This is a genomic window from Neobacillus sp. SAB-20_R2A (assembly GCF_049568635.1).
Classification (GTDB): Bacteria; Bacillota; Bacilli; order Bacillales; family Cytobacillaceae; genus Neobacillus; species Neobacillus citreus.
Window position 1 is genome coordinate 2767748 of sequence record NZ_CP145895.1, and the last position, 16492, is coordinate 2784239.

At 41.8% G+C, this 16492-nt stretch carries 16 protein-coding genes; 1 reads left to right on the forward strand and 15 read right to left on the reverse strand.

Features of this window, described 5'->3' with window-relative positions:
• Positions 1-142 precede the first annotated feature (142 nt).
• The 10 genes from V5M37_RS13530 to V5M37_RS13575 form a co-directional block, all read right to left on the reverse strand.
• Entirely contained in the window at positions 143-1747 is a 1605-nt protein-coding gene (locus tag V5M37_RS13530; protein WP_423802387.1) for an FAD-binding oxidoreductase, read from the reverse strand.
• A 15-nt stretch (positions 1748-1762) separates the two neighbouring features.
• Positions 1763-2164: an acyl-CoA thioesterase gene (locus V5M37_RS13535; RefSeq protein WP_423802388.1), complete on the reverse strand. Its 402-nt coding sequence runs from the start codon at positions 2162-2164 to the stop codon at positions 1763-1765.
• Between the two features lie 14 nt (positions 2165-2178).
• Positions 2179-3330, reverse strand: a complete 1152-nt coding sequence (locus tag V5M37_RS13540) for an iron-containing alcohol dehydrogenase (RefSeq protein WP_423802389.1) — start codon at positions 3328-3330, stop codon at positions 2179-2181.
• Between the two features lie 133 nt (positions 3331-3463).
• Positions 3464-4516 carry a zinc-dependent alcohol dehydrogenase family protein gene (locus V5M37_RS13545; RefSeq protein WP_423802390.1) on the reverse strand — a complete coding sequence of 351 codons (1053 nt, stop codon included), beginning with the start codon at positions 4514-4516 and terminating at the stop codon, positions 3464-3466.
• Between the two features lie 96 nt (positions 4517-4612).
• Positions 4613-6103: a long-chain-fatty-acid--CoA ligase gene (locus V5M37_RS13550; protein ID WP_423802391.1), complete on the reverse strand. Its 1491-nt coding sequence runs from the start codon at positions 6101-6103 to the stop codon at positions 4613-4615.
• A 144-nt stretch (positions 6104-6247) separates the two neighbouring features.
• Positions 6248-7054 (reverse strand): arylamine N-acetyltransferase, encoded by an 807-nt coding sequence (locus V5M37_RS13555; protein WP_423802392.1) that lies wholly within the window; start codon positions 7052-7054, stop codon positions 6248-6250.
• 13 nt (positions 7055-7067) lie between these two features.
• The gene (locus tag V5M37_RS13560; RefSeq protein ID WP_423802393.1) at positions 7068-7523 is read right to left on the reverse strand and encodes a DUF2269 family protein; all 456 of its coding nucleotides are present in this window, start codon (positions 7521-7523) and stop codon (positions 7068-7070) included.
• Positions 7524-7604: 81 nt separating this feature from the next.
• Positions 7605-8765 (reverse strand): LuxR C-terminal-related transcriptional regulator, encoded by a 1161-nt coding sequence (locus V5M37_RS13565; RefSeq protein ID WP_423802394.1) that lies wholly within the window; start codon positions 8763-8765, stop codon positions 7605-7607.
• On the reverse strand, positions 8755-9237 hold the full coding sequence (locus V5M37_RS13570) for a hypothetical protein (RefSeq protein WP_423802395.1): 483 nt from the start codon (positions 9235-9237) through the stop codon (positions 8755-8757). The genes V5M37_RS13565 and V5M37_RS13570 overlap by 11 nt, the downstream gene beginning before the upstream one ends.
• Before the next feature lie 137 nt (positions 9238-9374).
• The gene (locus V5M37_RS13575; RefSeq protein WP_423802396.1) at positions 9375-10475 is read right to left on the reverse strand and encodes a metallophosphoesterase; all 1101 of its coding nucleotides are present in this window, start codon (positions 10473-10475) and stop codon (positions 9375-9377) included.
• 196 nt (positions 10476-10671) lie between these two features.
• Between V5M37_RS13575 and V5M37_RS13580 the strand changes: the two genes are divergently transcribed.
• Complete coding sequence (locus V5M37_RS13580) at positions 10672-11043, forward strand: hypothetical protein (protein ID WP_423802397.1); 372 nt, start codon at positions 10672-10674, stop codon at positions 11041-11043.
• A gap of 45 nt (positions 11044-11088) precedes the next feature.
• Here V5M37_RS13580 and V5M37_RS13585 read toward each other — a convergent pair whose 3' ends face one another.
• The 5 genes from V5M37_RS13585 to V5M37_RS13605 all read right to left on the reverse strand — a co-directional run bounded on the left by V5M37_RS13585 (position 11089) and on the right by V5M37_RS13605 (position 16329).
• Entirely contained in the window at positions 11089-12684 is a 1596-nt protein-coding gene (locus tag V5M37_RS13585; RefSeq protein ID WP_423802398.1) for an amidohydrolase, read from the reverse strand.
• Positions 12685-12858: 174 nt separating this feature from the next.
• Positions 12859-14319, reverse strand: a complete 1461-nt coding sequence (locus V5M37_RS13590; protein ID WP_423802399.1) for an aldehyde dehydrogenase family protein — start codon at positions 14317-14319, stop codon at positions 12859-12861.
• A 108-nt stretch (positions 14320-14427) separates the two neighbouring features.
• Complete coding sequence (locus tag V5M37_RS13595; protein ID WP_423802400.1) at positions 14428-15204, reverse strand: dioxygenase; 777 nt, start codon at positions 15202-15204, stop codon at positions 14428-14430.
• Between the two features lie 17 nt (positions 15205-15221).
• Positions 15222-15653 (reverse strand): DoxX family protein, encoded by a 432-nt coding sequence (locus V5M37_RS13600; RefSeq protein WP_423802401.1) that lies wholly within the window; start codon positions 15651-15653, stop codon positions 15222-15224.
• Positions 15654-15675: 22 nt separating this feature from the next.
• Positions 15676-16329, reverse strand: coding sequence for an alpha/beta hydrolase (locus V5M37_RS13605; RefSeq protein ID WP_423802402.1), 654 nt, complete (start codon positions 16327-16329; stop codon positions 15676-15678).
• Between the last annotated feature and the right edge of the window lie 163 nt (positions 16330-16492).

Genomic DNA, 16492 nt, shown 5'->3' on the forward strand with positions numbered 1-16492 from the left:
TCGCCGGTTCGGTAGCATAGAGCCTTTATATGCGCCCCAACCCTTGAAAAAATCATCGGATCGGTAGCATAGCCCCTTTCTACGCGCCCCAACCCTTGAAAAAATCGCCGGTTCGGTAGCATAAGAGCCCTTAAATGCAGCTTTAATCTATGAGCACTCCCGGGTTAAGAATATATCCAGGGTCCAGTGTGCGTTTCACCGATTTTAATGCAGAGGCAAACAGGTCCGGCCGCTGCTTGTCATACCATGGCCGGTGGTCACGGCCGACTGCGTGATGGTGGGTAATCGTGCCGCCGAGGGAAATGATGGCCTCAGATACAGCTGCTTTGATTTCGTCCCACTGCTCAAGTTCACTGCCATGCTTCCCGAGTGCCTTAACAGTGTAATATGGTGCCGGTCCATCAGGGTATACATGTGTGATTCGGCATGTCACCCATCCGTTATGGCCGGAAATTTCTCTAACTGCCTTTTGGGCAGCCTCCAATACTCCGGTATGAAATGCTTCAAAACGGTCCCATGTTATCGCTGTTTCGAAGGTTTCCACAATTATCCCTAAGCCGACAAGGACATCCCTTAGATACGGTGCCTGGATAAAGGCATTTCGCCACGTACCCACATCACCTTCCCTGCTTGCGGATATATCCCTTCTAGTTTTGATAACATCCTTCCCATATACTCCGCCAAATTCCTTACAGCATTCTAATGCCCTAATCATCCAAACGTCCAAAAGATGATCATGCGACTCAAAGCCAAGCATAAGTACTGCTGTTTTCCCGTCCCCTGCCCCAGAGTCATGCGCCTCTCCTGCATCAAGTAAACGGCAATTGGAAGGATATAAACCAGATTGGCTTAACACCCGGACGGCTTTCACTCCGGACTGAAAATCTGGGAAACGTACCGATGCTGCAGTCCGATAAACTGGACGATCCTGCAGCCTGACCCAGGCCTCAGTGATGATTCCAAGGGTACCTTCAGAGCCAATAAACATCCTGTCAGGGCTGGGTCCTGCACCAGAACCGGGCAGCCTTCTTGTTTCAACCACACCTTTTGGAGTAATGACACGGAGCGATTGCACCAAATCATCGATATGTGTGTGCAGGGTGGCAAAATGGCCCCCGGCCCGGGTAGCAATCCATCCACCTAACGTGGAAAATTCGAAAGACTGTGGGAAGAAACGGAGAGTTAGATCCTGTTCCTTTAATTGCTTTTCAATAGCTGGCCCACGAATCCCCGCCTGAATACGTGCAGCACGAGAAACTTTGTCAATTTCTAGGACTTGATTAAAATTCCTTAAATCAATCGATACTGAACCCGAATATCGGTCATCGATTTCAGGCTCAACCCCTCCTACTACACTTGTTCCGCCGCCATAAATAATGGCAGCAGCATGATTAACATTACACCAATCTAAAATATTAATAAGCTCATTTTCCGTTCGGGGGAATGCCACTATGTCTGGGGCATTCGAAAAATCACGGCGAAAAGCCCTCACGACATCCCTGTAGGATTTTCCATATGTGTGCGATAAGCGCTCGTGGGTATCATTCGTACAAAGATGCTGAAGAGATTGTGGTATGTTTATGCGAGGCTGCTTGAGAGATATTTCAGCGATAGCTGGCGGCGGCGTCTTCTTCCATTCACTTACTCCAAACCGCTTTGCCATTGCTGCTTCCACTTGATACTGAACCTGAAGGGATAGGCCATCTTCATAGCCCCATCCCCAAAATTTCATTTTGCGAGGTGTCACTTAAATTCCCCCTCATTAATTAATACTCTCATATAAATGAAGCTCCAGTTCCTGTCTGATATCATTAGGAATTGGTTCGGATTTCTGCGTTTCGAGGTTAAAATTCACATATACTGCAGTACCAATAACGCATAGTCTGCCCTCTTGATGAATTTCCTCATATAGCTCCAAACTGGAATTGCCGATTTTATTCACCCACGTTTTTACCTCTACGTCTTTACCAAAGTAAATTTGTGCGACGTATTCTACATTTGTTTTTAAAATAATCATTTTCCAGTCATGAAAGGTATCATCCGGGTTGAATAATTTAAAAAGCTTGTTTCGGCCTGCCTCCAGCCAAATTGGGATCGTCGTATTATTGATATGCCCGACACCGTCAGTTTCAGAAACCCTTGGTTCGATTACGGTCAAATACATGAGATAACCACCTTTTAATTTAAGCCGTTAAAAGCCATTTGATAAATTTGATAGATTTCATCTTTGCCAAGAGGTTTTGGGCTTCGGGCCAGCAGTCTTTTTTGTTTGATTGCATCTTCAGTTAAGCTTGTAAGACTGGATTCTGGTATGCCATATTCTTTTAGTGTCGTTGGAAGCCCGACGCTTTCGACCAGTTTATAAAATAACGTTAAAATTTCCTCTTCAGACCGTTCCTCACCGTGATTGGTTAATATGTTGCATACTCGATTCAGTTTGTTACGGCAGGTTGAAGAAATCGTTTTCATGACATAGGGAAGCAACACAGCGTTGGACTCTCCGTGGGGTAATTTGAATTGGCTTCCAAGCGGATAGGCAAGTGCGTGAACACCGGCGACTCCAGCGTTAAAAAAGGCCAGTCCGGCAAGATAACTGCCATAACTCATCGCAGTTCTAGCTTCCTGGTTTTCCCCATTCTCAACAGCATTCCTTAATGAGCCAGCGATTAATTCAACTGCTTTAATGGCAAGTGCATCTGTTGCCTCGTTTGCATTAACAGAAAGAAAGGCTTCCACAGCATGTGTCAAGGCATCAATTCCGGTGGCCGCTGTTATTCTTTTTGGAACAGTCAGGGTTAATTGTGGATCAACGATCGCAATATCGGCTAGTAAGAAATCATGAGTAACGACATCCTTGGTCCCTTCAAGTGAAACAACGGCAATATCTGTTACTTCACTGCCAGTTCCAGATGTTGTGGGAATTAATATTTTCGGGACGCCCCTCGTTTTTAGCTTCCGTGTACCAGAGAGATTAAGATAATCTGCTGTATCACCCTCATTTTGCGATATGACGGCAGCGATTTTTGCCAAGTCCAATGCACTACCTCCGCCTAAACCGATAACACAATCAAACCCGCCTTCGCGGGCATACGCCGCCAATCTCTCTGCACAAGCGAGCGACGGTTCCGGCTCAACATCAGTATAAAGGCTAACATTAAATTGTTTATTTAGAGGAGATAAGTATTGATGGACCAATCCAATTTTAACAAGGGTTTGGTCGGTAACTACTAGAATACGGCTGGGCTTCAGATCCTCCAGTTCTTCAAAAAGCTTCGCTATGGAGCCCCAGCCGGTATATGATCGTCTTGGGAATCTTAAGGTTGAAATCATTTACGTTGTCCCTCCTTTAAAAATTTTCCGTACCTATTAAACTATTTCAACAAGGAAGGCAATATCCCTGCTGATTTTTACATAATAAATAGCCCGGCGCACACCGAGCTATTTATTATGTAAAAATCAGAGCTTATTTAAATTTTGTAATAACATTAAAGCCATATGTTTTAAAATTAGTCATATCATTTAGGACATCATTCACTTGGTCTAGAGCAATCTCCCTTGATACCAGGGAACGTGGATTTAATTTGCCTTGGGCAATCATTGACAATAATCCATCGTACTCAGACCGTGGATTCCCAAGGCTTCCGACGATTTCTAATTCCATTGCCGTGATTGCATCAATTGGAAGGCCGGCAATTCCTTGTTCGTTATGGGTTGTTAAGCCAATTTGCACATGGCGGCCGCCCTTTCGTAGGCAAAGGACAGAATTAAGGATCGTTTCCTGGATTCCCAGCGCTTCAATAGATGCATGGGCACCGCCCCTGGTGATTTCCTTTACAGCTGACACCACATTCTCATTTCGGGCATTCACCGTAGCAACTGCGCCTTCTTTTCGGGCCATTTCCAATTTGGCATCATCCACATCTACCGCGATGACTTGGGCGCCAATCGCATTTCCGACTTGAACGGACGACAACCCTACACCGCCAGCCCCGTGAACCACTAGGAAATTCCCTGGCTTCAAGTTGGCACGCACCACACCATGGAAGCCCGTCATGTAGCGGCAGCCAATCGCAGCAGCCGTCACTGTATCGACCTCATCTGGAAGCGGGACCAAATTAAAATCGCCATTCGGAACCTTTACATATTCTGCATAGGCACCATCATGGGCGAACCCGAAAATTTGCAGGTTATCACAGCGGTTAGAATGTCCGCTCAAGCAGCTTGAGCAGTGTGAACAGCCTTCATGAAACGGTGCCGTCACCCTGTCGCCTGGCCTGAAGTTTTTTACTTCTTTTCCGACGGCTTCAACAACTCCCCCAAATTCGTGGCCTGGTATAATTGGCAGCACTGGACTCAGCCCAAGCCATGCCCAGTCCCCCATCCACGCATGCCAGTCACTCCGGCAAACACCGCTTGCCTCTACCTTTACAATCACATCATGTGGACCTGGTGTTGGATCAACTACATTTCCGATTCTTAATGGCTGTCTTTGCTCAATAATTTGTGCAGCTCTCAAATAGATTCCCTCCCAAACTTTAACCTATCAATTTGTAAGTATTTACCTTAAAAGATATTCTTTGTCCTATCGAAAAAAGAACAAACTGTTGGAGATTTATTTCTTTTTTAATGGTGTTTTAAGGATCTTTCCAGTTGTTGTTTTCGGAAGTTCTTTCATAAAATATATTTTTCTAGGAATCTTGTAATGAGCCAGCTGCTGTTTACAGAAACTAGTGATCTCGTCTGCTGTGATTTCCGATTTCGTCACAACGTAAGCAGCTACTTCTTCTCCAAAAACAGGGTCGGATTCGCCCACTACAGCACACTCTACAATATTTGGGTGAGTATAAAGAACCTCCTCTATTTCACGTGGATAGACATTGTAGCCGCCGCGGATAATCATGTCCTTTTTGCGGTCAACAATATAAAGGTATCCTCGCTCATCCCTCCTGCCCAGGTCTCCCGTATAAACCCAGCCTTCTTTTATTGTCTCGTTCGTTGCTTCTTCCTTTTTATAATAGCCTTTCATGCCGTTAGGCCCTTTAAAAATAATTTCCCCGACTTCGTTAACAGGGACTTCCCTGCCATTCGGATCGACTATTTGCAGTTCGATGCCAGGAACGGGCACCCCGACTGACCCTGGAACCTTTTCAATTTCGCTAGGGAAACAGCTAATCATGACAGTACTTTCGGTCTGGCCATAGCCTTCGCCGATTTGCACACCCATTTCCGCCTCGACTTTTTCTAAAATTTCAACCGGGAGGCTGGCACCGCCTGAACCTGCAAGTCTTAGCCTGGAAAAATCTAATTCTTTTATTTTTGGAGAATGGACAAACATCGTGTACATGGTAGGAACTCCGAGGAAAATGGAAATTTGATTTTCTGCAAGCTTCTGTAAGATAACATCTGGAATAAAGCGTTCTTCGAGGTAGATCGTAGCCCCTCTTAGCACGCAGATAAGTAAGCCCTGCAGCTTTGCATACGCATGAAATAACGGGAGAACGACAAGAACTCGGTCTTCCTTTGTTAGCTCCAAAAGGTCAGCACTCGTTTCTGACATCCATCCCAGATTTCCGTGCGTAATCAATGCCCCTTTCGGCTTGCCAGTTGTTCCTGAAGTATAAATTATTTGGGCATTATCATATTGATTTTTTGGTTCAATATAGAAGTCTGCTGGTTTACCGGAGACTTCTTCCCATGCGACATAGGCTTCTGTTTTGGTTAAAGTGAAGATAGATTTTACTGACGAGAGAGATTTGTGAGCCTTTTGAACTTCACCGAGGCCAATTTCATCAACAATAAGGGCAACAGCATCGGAATCATTTAGAATATAGGTTATTTCATTTTCTTTGAAGGTAGGATTAAGAGGAATCACAGTGGCACCAATTGCTAGCAAGGAAAAATAGGCAATGACATACTCCGGCTTATTGGCCATCATAAGACCGACATGGGAACCGTTTGTAATTCCATACTTTCGAAGTCCTGCTGCTTTTTCCTTCACCTTATAAGCTAACTCCTGATAGGTAATTTTCTCGTTCCGAAATACAATAGCAGCATGATTGGGCATTTCTTTTGCCGTTTGAAACAAAACTTCACTAATATTCAACTTTTGTTCCCTCCCTATTCTATTGTTCAGAAAAATAGGCATATAGAAAAAGTGTATGCGCTTACATATTAATCTATGAAAAAGAAAAGTGTCAAGCGATATGGTAATTTTTACATATAGTTTGACACCTCGGTTAAGATATTTTTAATTAAAAATCAAGACATTACGTTCTTTCAGGAAATTTAGCGCAAATTCAAGGTCTTGTTTTTGTAGGTTAAAGGTTGATTGCATCATGTTGAGCCATTCGCCCTTATCTACGAAGTCCTGGACTTGGATATGTTGATCCGATTTGATGATTAGTTTCGAATTCATGACTGCATAGCTAACTCGTTCCTTAAAAATGGTCGCAACAATCCTGCGCATAAATGGGTTTTCCTCCTCATCCCGATGAGAATGGATGATATCTTCTTTGAAATTCTCAAGCTGTACTGGTTCCCATTCTATTGTTTTGACGACAAAACTTTGCCCGCCAGTTCTCCTATCAATCAGATATTCAAACTCGTTTTCTTTTTTAATGATAATTTCTTCGCCGCAGCGAATCAAATAGGGCTCCTTCTCAATAAATAGCGGTTCAAATAACGGGGCCATGTACCCGACATCTGTATAATAGGATTTACCCCCGATTGTCACCATCAATGCTAGATGGTTATTTCCGCCTCTAGCACGGACATATTTTGCGTCAAATCCCAGAGATTGTAACAGTTCCCCGAAATGAATATTTAAAATATAACAATTTCCTCCAAAGCCTCGTTCAAGAAAGTTATCCAAAAATTCTTCCTTGGAGGGAATGAACTCATTTTTTTTCTTAGTGGAGAAATAATAATATTTACTGCATACTTCAAATGGTAAACGATGCAAATGTGCCTCTACTAAGCGCTGCAAAAATTCATAGCTTGGTGCAGCTGCCTCAACGTTTAATATTGATAAATACTTTTTCGTCCATTGATTCAATTTTTCCCTCTCCTTATACCGGTTTTAAGACCATTAGAGCAATAATCACCAATACAATTACACATGAGATAATATGGTAGTTTCGCACTTTTGATAGAAGGTCTAAACTTATTGGGTTTATTTCGGATTCTCCTTGTTTGGTTAATTCCGTTAGTGTCATAGCAAGTTTTTTAGCTACAGGAGTCAGAAATCCAATGATGACCACTTCCGCTAAAATAAACAAGATGAGCGCGGCCACAATCCATAAAGTAAAAAACGTGCCGTAATTGCCAAGCCAGACCAATAATATCCCGGTTAACAACGTTAACCCACCAAAGATTTTTGGAAGGATCTCTAACCTTGTCACCAGGTCCGCCATCCTTTTTACTTCCTCCAGTGATTTTTCCTTCCTTAAAATCAAAGGAAAGGCATAAGCAGGGCCAAGCCCGACAACTGCCGAGACAACATGTAATAAAACAATCCATTCCATAAAAAACACCACCTATTCATAAGTCTTGAACTTATCATAAGTGGTTTGCCAAATGAAAAATATCGGTTAAAATACGTAATTTTAAGCGGATGAGTCTGTTAGACTATTTTCATGAACATACTTTGTCAAGGCAGCACGGGAGCTTATCTCTAATTTTTGATAAATCCTTTCCAAATGGGTGGTGACCGTCCGCTTACTGATGAACAAAGTTTGCGCGATTTGGTCATTCGAAAGTCCTTTTGCGACCTGTATCGCAACCTGGATTTCCCTTGGACTTAAAGGGATTTTCACCTTTGTAGTCTGTTTTAGGACCTTGAGCAGGACATGTTCAAGCTCCTGTTCCATTATCTTCAGACGTTCGTTTTCGTCATTAATTCCGCTGCTTTTTTCAATTAACTTTGCCAATCCCCTCGAAAAGCTCTCCAATACCTCTTCTTCAAACATACGAAATTTATCAGAATCATTACTTTGACTCACAATGACGGCAATGACTTCCCCGTCTTCCCCTATGTGTGGGATGGCAACAAAATGTTGATGAATTTTCCGGTAGTCTTGGCCAGTAAAATTATTTTGAACATCCTGTAGACGAAGATAGGTGGTAACCGCATATTGAAACTGCGATCGGATATTTAAAATCCGTAGTGGCTTTTTTTGCTGAAATGACAACTGGGCAACCCGTTTCAGAACTTTAGCTGCTAATTCCTCATCCAGCCCCCGCATTGTGACAAGATGTAATTCATCAGAAGCTTCATCCCCTATCCATACTGCAGAGGAATCCCAGCCTAATTTTTTCTCTAATTGTTCCAGTAAGGGAATATATAAATCGGTATTAGAAATCAAATGACTATTTTCTTCGTCGCAACTACGGACCGACAGTACCTGGAATACCTCAGCCCTTTTTACAGTGATGGGATTTCCAGATTCCAGCATCATCGAGAGAACCTCATATTGCTTCTTCATTTCCGTAAAAATTTCCCCATCTGAATTAGATCCCTCGTATTCTACTTCGATTTCCCAGGTCGTAAATGAATTAGTATCCATTGTCCGAATAAAGGCAAATGGATTTTCGCGCAAATTTTGAATGCTCTTGTTTAACATATGGTTGGCGATGGCAACATGATGAGAATCAACAAACCATACCCTGGCGATATTTGTAATATTGGGTACTCCATCCTTATTGCTAGTAATTATGGTTGCTGGAACTACTCCCATTAAGGCTGGATGCATTTCCTCAGGTATCATGGGTGTCCACTCCTTTTACATACCTACTCCCTGCATAAGGACCGGGTGTTTGGACATAAACTTCTTCTACAAAAAACGATACGGAATCACAAAACGTTGCTGACAACGGAAATTTGTCGTACATTTTTGGAAAAAGCTTTAGGCTGCCTTTCCGATACCGTGATAAGAATTCATTATCCTCTTCAGCACACAATTTTGATTCTATAAAACTCCCTTTTATTTGATAGGATTCATTCGTAAAACCATCCGTAAATAAGCACGAAATTTTTCCAGTGCCTGAATGAATAAAAGATAAAACCTTCTTTGTTTGCGATTTAAGTATGAAAATTTTAAGCTGGTCCTTCCCTTCATTTGTTTGCACACCAAACCCCCGAACGGAATAGGAACGCCCTTCAGAATTGGCGACAGCAAGATGTATATAAAGCGGTTCTGTTTTTCTTAAAAAATGAACAACCGAATCGTCTAATATCATAAAACCTCCAAATAATGTGGATACAAATCAGGCCTCAACCATATTGTTCTTTATGCAAATGGTAAATTCCTCCTAAAAATAAATAGAAAAAGAACCAACTTGGCGTTTTTAGATAAATACCAAATTGGCTCTTTTTTTTATTTTGTAAACTTCACCTTTATTTGAACAATTTCTGACTGGGTGCCGATTCTTAGGGGCGTTCCCCAGAAACCATACCCGGACGTGACAATTGAATGTAGCTGACCTTTTTTAAGGTAGCCCCAATCATTTTCATAAATCTTATTTGTTATCAAATTAGCTGGAAACAATTGTCCACGGTGAGTATGTCCGGACACCATCAGGTCTACTCCATTATTTTCGGCAACATCCAAATCATAGGGCTGGTGGTCAAGGAGAATAACCGGTTTTGATAAATCCACCTGTTTCATTAAATCGGAAAGCTTCATCCTAACCACATCCTGATAACCGCGGTCTTTCCTGCCAACCAAGGTAATCCCATTATCTAAAACAATTACTTCATCTGCCATTAGCCTCATACCACTGTTATTAAAAATTTTAATCAGATCAATCCCAGGGTCCTCCCGGTCATGATTCCCCATAGAGGCATAGACCGGTGCTTTTATCTTTTTCAAAATATCCGGAATTCCTTTATCGAGAAAAGGATCCACATCATCATCAATAATATCCCCTGGAAACAGCACAAGGTCTGGTTTCAACGCATTGATGTGCTTAACGAGGTTTTTAGCATGGTTTGCCCCCGACATTTCACTAAAATGCATGTCGGATGCCATGACAATGTTAAGACTTTTTACCCCTTCCACCTGCTTCGGAATGTTGATTTCATAGGTTCTTAGTACAGGAGTGTAGGCATTGTATAAGCCTAATGCAAATAATCCAGCAATAATCATTATAGTGGTAAAACCGGACCATTTTACAACCTTTTCTTTTTGAATACGGGTAAACCTTGTTAAAAATACAAAAAGATTCACAAATGGAAGCAAGAGAACTGAATAATAAAAAATACCCAGCCAAATTCCGCCAAGCCATGTAAATACAGCACTATCATCTAAAAAACGGGCGTACACAAAGGTATAGGCAACAAAAATGAGGACCAGCCAGTAAGTAAATATTAAACGCTTTTTTCCAACAATAAATGTTTTCAGCCATTTCCATCCATTCCAGCCGATATAGAATAAAAGTAAATTATAGATGACTAATACTCCTGCAAAAAAAACCACTCAAGATTCCCCTTTACCATACGAAAATACTAATTCTATTAGACCTTATTTAGGATAAATTGACAACTTTTAGGGTGACGGACACAATTTTGGCATAAATGTTGGTGTTTGATAGAAGTATTACCAATCATTTTAAAGGAAATTGTCGAATTGAATAGAAAGATAGTATCGAGATCAATTAAAGGAGGAAAAAAGGATGAAGAAAAAATTGTTATCTATTTTATGCGGGGGTGTTATGGCGTTTTCCCTATTTGCTGCCCCTGGTAATCCTGTAAAAGCGGCAGAAGATGATCCTACCTGTCACTGCCATGACGTTACAACGATTTATGGAGCAGAAAAAAATAAAATCATCGCAAATTTAATTAGCAGTCAAGAATTTAAAAATGCAAAACTTGATATTATTAAGGATGGAGATAACTGGAGGGGCATTAATAACACTGAAGTAATGGTTAATAATTATTATGGTGTTACGATGGTAGGCGTACCCTACATAGCTCAAAATGGTACCATCATGATGGCAGTTTTCTTTGATGGAACATTTATGGGCACCGCGCCAAAAGGCTTATAGGTTTTAAAAATCCTTCCCAATCTATGAAATTGGGAAGGATTTTTATTAATTTCCTTGGACTTCTCCGCCAATAATCGTCATCTCAACCGTAGTCTGCAGCAGTTCATCCGGGTCCTCTAGCTCGAAAAGATTTTTCGAGTAAACGGTCATATCCGCCAGTTTTCCTCTTGAGATAGTTCCTTTCAAAGCTTCCTCGTTTGTGGCATAGGCACCACCAACCGTAAACAATCTCACCGCTTCCTGTATAGATAGCTTTTCTCCGGCATTCCAGCCTTCATGGGAATCCCATGGTGCTCTGCGGGTAACGGCAGCGTGAATGCCTAACAGTGGATCCACAGGTTCGACAGGTGCATCAGAACCACCCGCACATATGACACCTGCCGAAAGCAGCGATTTCCAAGCATACAAATACTGCTCCCGCTTCTCCCCTAATCTTTCCTTAACCCATGGATAATCACCGACCACAAATCTCGGTTGAATGTCGGCAATCCGGCTCGGTACCGCCAGTCTCTTAATCAAATCCGGCCTAACTAAAGAAACATGGATAATCCGGTCACGATACTTGACCGATGGAAATTGGTCAAGCACATCCAGAACATTTTCCAATGCTTGATCACCAATGGTATGTACGGCAATTGGCATGCCATGTTCCCTTGCGTTTTTCACGATCTCATATAGTTTATCTTGGCTAAGCATTGCATCCCCATACGCATCAGGTTGATCATGATATGGCTCAGATAATAGCGCCGTTCTTCTGCCAAAAGCGCCGTCTGCGAATATTTTGATAGAGCCGATTTGCAATTTCTCATTCCCGTAACCGGCATACATTCCCTTAGCCTTCAAAGCCTGAAGGTAAGGATAATCAATCAATAGATTGCAGCGTAAGCCTTTTCCTTCCTGATTAATTAATTCATCATACATTCTATAGGTTAGCTCTAATCCGCCAAAAAAGGCTGGATCATTCGTGTGAACACTTGTTAACCCTTTTTTAACAGCAAAGTTCATTGCCTTTTCTAAACCGCTTTTTAACTCTTCATAGCTTTTATCCGGAATGTGTTTGGTAAATAGTTTAGATGCCGATTCCAAAATCAATCCTGTCGGTTTTTTCGTAATAGGATCTAATACAACCGTTCCCCCGGCGGGAACCTCAGTGGTAGGGTCGTAAGCAGACACTTCAAGAGCCTTACTGTTTACTAGAAAGGCGTGGTGGCAAATCCGTTTTAAATAAATTGGACAATGCGGTGCTGCATAATCCAGCTCTTCAAGAGTTGGAATTCCGCCTTCGGTAAACAAATTCTCATCCCAACCCATTCCGACCAGCCATTTTCCAGGCGGAACGCTGTTTGCTTTTGAACGGAGCTTATCAAGCATTTCTTGTTTTGATTTGACCCCCGTTAAATCAAGATCTAAGAAATTAAAGGCCACGCCAGAAAGATGCAGATGACTGTCAATCAGTCCGGGAGTAACCGTCCTCCCTTGCAAATCTACAACATGAGACCCATCTCTACCCCAATGAAGGGTCATTTCAGCATGAGTACCCACATCAATAATTCTTCCATTCTCCACTACAACTGCCTCTGCCAAGGGCTGGAGTTCATCCAGCGTATAGATTATTCCGTTCGTGAAAATTGTCTTCGCCATACAAACATTCCTCCAAAAAACTGATATGTATACCTTTCTATATAATACCAAAGCAAACTTTGTAATGAACTATTTTAATAACCATTCTGCATGTTACTTCAAGATTGCTTAGGAATTGAACGGTTTAATATAAAAAACTCTTCCCATCGTCTGGAAAGAGTTTTTTTATCAAATTTAAAAAGGATACTTTCGATATTCAGTTTGCAAAGAAACCCATTTGGTCACGGTAAATTCATCCACAATCCACTCATTGCCAAATCGCCCAACGCCACTCGCCTTAGTCCCGCCAAACGGAACGGTCGGACTGTCGTTAACTGTTTGGTCGTTTACATGTGTCATGCCGCTTTCAACCTGCAACGCCAGTTCCCGTCCTTTTTCTAAATCCGAGGTAAAGATAGCGGAGCTAAGCCCGTATTCCGTATCATTCGCGATTTCAATGGCCTGTTCATCCGATTCCGCTTTAATCATCGTACAAATTGGTGCGAACATCTCTGTTTGCGCCAGTTTGCTGCGATTATCAACATCGACAAAAACATACGGGGTGATGAGATTGCCAATCCGCTGTCCTTCTAATGCTAATTTGATGCCGTCATCCTTTGCCTGCTCAATAAACTGCATCGCCTTATCGGCTTGCCGTTCATTAATAAGCGGACCGATAATCGTTTTCGGATCTTTTGGGTCTCCATATGGAACCTGTTTTGCTCTATTAATAAACTTTTGAACGAATTCATCGTATTTATCCTTATGGATGATAAAGCGGTTGATAATCATGCAAATTTGACCCTGATGAATGAATTTCCCAAATATCGCGGCATCTATCGCGCGGTCAACATCGGCATCGGAAAGAACGATAAAGGGATTGTTCCCGCCAAGTTCCAATGCCACCCTCTTAAGGAGTTTTCCAGCAACTTCGCCGATATGCTTTCCAACGGCTGTAGAACCCGTAAAACTAACGAGACCGGAGTGCGGTGTCGTGAACATTTCGTCGCCTAGTTCTTTGACATCCGCTTGAATAACCTGAAGGACGCTTTTAGGGAGTCCAGCCATTTCAAACGCCCGAGCAATAATGGAACCACCCGATAAACCAGTCTGTACATCGGGTTTATGGACAACAGTATTTCCCAACGCCAACGCCGGAGCGATAGTTCTCATTGATAGATTCATTGGAAAATTGAATGGAGAAATCGAGGTGATTACCCCTAATGGCAGCCGGTAAACATAATTTTTCTTTCCTTCTGGACTTGCGGTTACTTCTCTACCAGCATTAACCTTATCGACTAAATCAAAAGAGGCCACGAGGTATTGCAGTGTCAAATCCAGCTCCACATTTGCTTTTAGATTGCTGCCTCCGGTTTCGCGGGAAATGATATCGACGATACTTTCGCGGTTGTTTTCTAAGTATTCAGCCACCTTTTGAAGGATTTCTCTTCTCTCCTCAGGGGTTGTTTGTCCCCAAGACTTTTGCGCTTCCTTAGCCGTTTCAAATGCTCCTTTAAGCTGGTCAAGACTCGCGAGGCTAAATGTATTTATGACCGATTGATCGTATGGATTCTTATTATCGAAGGTTTGCCCAGTCTTCCCTTCTGTCCACTTGCCATCAATAAAACTCTTATTAAACCCTTCAAACCTTTCCATCACATTCTCTCCTTTTTTAAATTTGATCACAAATGAGAGTACATACTTTAGATAGTCTTTTCTAAAAAGGAGATACGTATGATGGGAAAGGTTAAATTATATGAACGTTTATCCAAATTGCCAAACACTATGTGTCAAGTTTCCATATCGGAAGCTGCGGTGCAGCAAGGATGCTTTTTTCCCATTGTCGGCCGCTCCCATCGCGTAAAACAGCGGGATAAAGTGTTCTCTTCCATACGGAGGAACGGCATATTCCGCATTTGGAGCTAACGTATCATAATGGAATAATGAGTCTAGATCCCAATGATTCAGATGGTAGGCAAGCCAATCTTCAAATTCAAGAGCCCACTGGTCCACACCGCTATCTGCCCAATTGACGGCTCTTAAGTTATGCGAAGTCCCCCCGCTGGCGATGATTAAGATATCTTTTTCTCGTAGCCCGGTCAAGGTTTTGCCGATTTTATACTGTTCTTCAGGAGACAGGCGGGAATTGACCGACATCGCAATAACTGGAATATCAGCGTTCGGATACAGCATCCGAAGTACAACCCATGAACCATGGTCGAGGCCCCGCTGCATTTCAGTTTCAAACGGTACCTCATTGGCAGCAAACAAATCCATTATTTCTTGAGAAAGTTCATGATTTCCCTGGGCAGGATATTGAATCGTATATAATTCAGGAGGAAATCCTCCAAAATCATAAATGGTACTATATTGTTCAACATCACTTACTTTTTGCAAACGGGATTCCCAATGGGCTGAAAAAATGACAATAGCCTTAGGACGAGGAAGATTTTTCCCTAATTGATTTAAAAACTGTGTGTATTCATTGTTTTCAATCGCCAGTAATGGAGCGCCATGTGCGATAAATAATGATGGAAGCATTATGATTCCTCCTTTAATTAAGCCGCTTTTCTAATATTAGTGTCTTTCTTTTCTTTATTAAATAATAGTTGGTCGAGAGCGAACAACTTGCTGTCATTGATGGCGATTAATAATGACATCGCCAGAAACGCTAGTTCTAATTCATAACCGGCACCTTGCCCATTTCCCAAAAAGCCGCCTGCTAATTTAACTTTAATAATGGCACCAGCCATTAACAATACAAATAAAGCGGAAACGATTCTGCTTCCAAATCCGAGAATTAAGGCGATCCCCCCTACTACTTCCAGTAGCCCTACACCGTATGCCATGAATCCCGGCAGACCAATACTTGCAAACCAGCCGGCAATATTTTCGATTCCGCCTTGAAATTTTACCAATCCGTGGACAAAGAACGTTGCTCCTAAAACTACACGTAAAATGAATGTACTTACCTCGTATTTTTTTAACATTTTCTCATCTCTCCTATTATGTTTATTTTTCTAGTTTGTTTACTAACCATTTTGTAAAATCTTGTTGATTATTTAATGTGACAGTATGACCCGCCGGATACGTGTGGAAATTGACTTTTGCTCCCAAACTTCTAAAGTATTCCTCGTTTTCAACACCCCATTGGTAGGGCAGAATCTGGTCAAATTCACCGTGGGATATAAACAGCGATAGTTCATCTACCCGGTTCTTTTCATATTCTTCTTTCACAAATCCAGGAATGTACCCACTTAAAGCGGCAATGCCTTTAATACGGTTACCCAGCTTTATTGCGAGGGACATCGAAAGAATTGCTCCCTGACTAAAACCGGCCAAATATAGTTGATTTGGATCTACTGGATATTCAGTCAAAACATCATCAATAAAATTGGCGATCTTCCCTACTGTCTCATCAAAAACATCGCGGTGCGGTTTTCCAAAGCCTTCAATCGTAAAAAACGCGAAGCCAGGTGGCTGCACTAATGGACCACGAATACTAAAAATGAAAAATCTCTCTTCCAAACCAGCAACTAATGGCAGCAAATCTTGTTCATTACTGCCCATTCCATGCATCAAAAATAAGGCAGGATAGGATTTATCGGGATCAACTTGCCCAGGCTTAAGAAGTACGTAAGTCAATGATGATTTCAATGCCGTCACCCTTTCTATAAATTTAAATTATTAATATCTATAGGTTGGCTATAGACGTAAATACTAATCCCAAAGAATTGAGAGTCAATATATTTGAATAATAAACAAAGATTCATATAAGAAAACTAAAATACAAAAAAATAAATGTGTTTCTTAATATGAACTTTTGTTA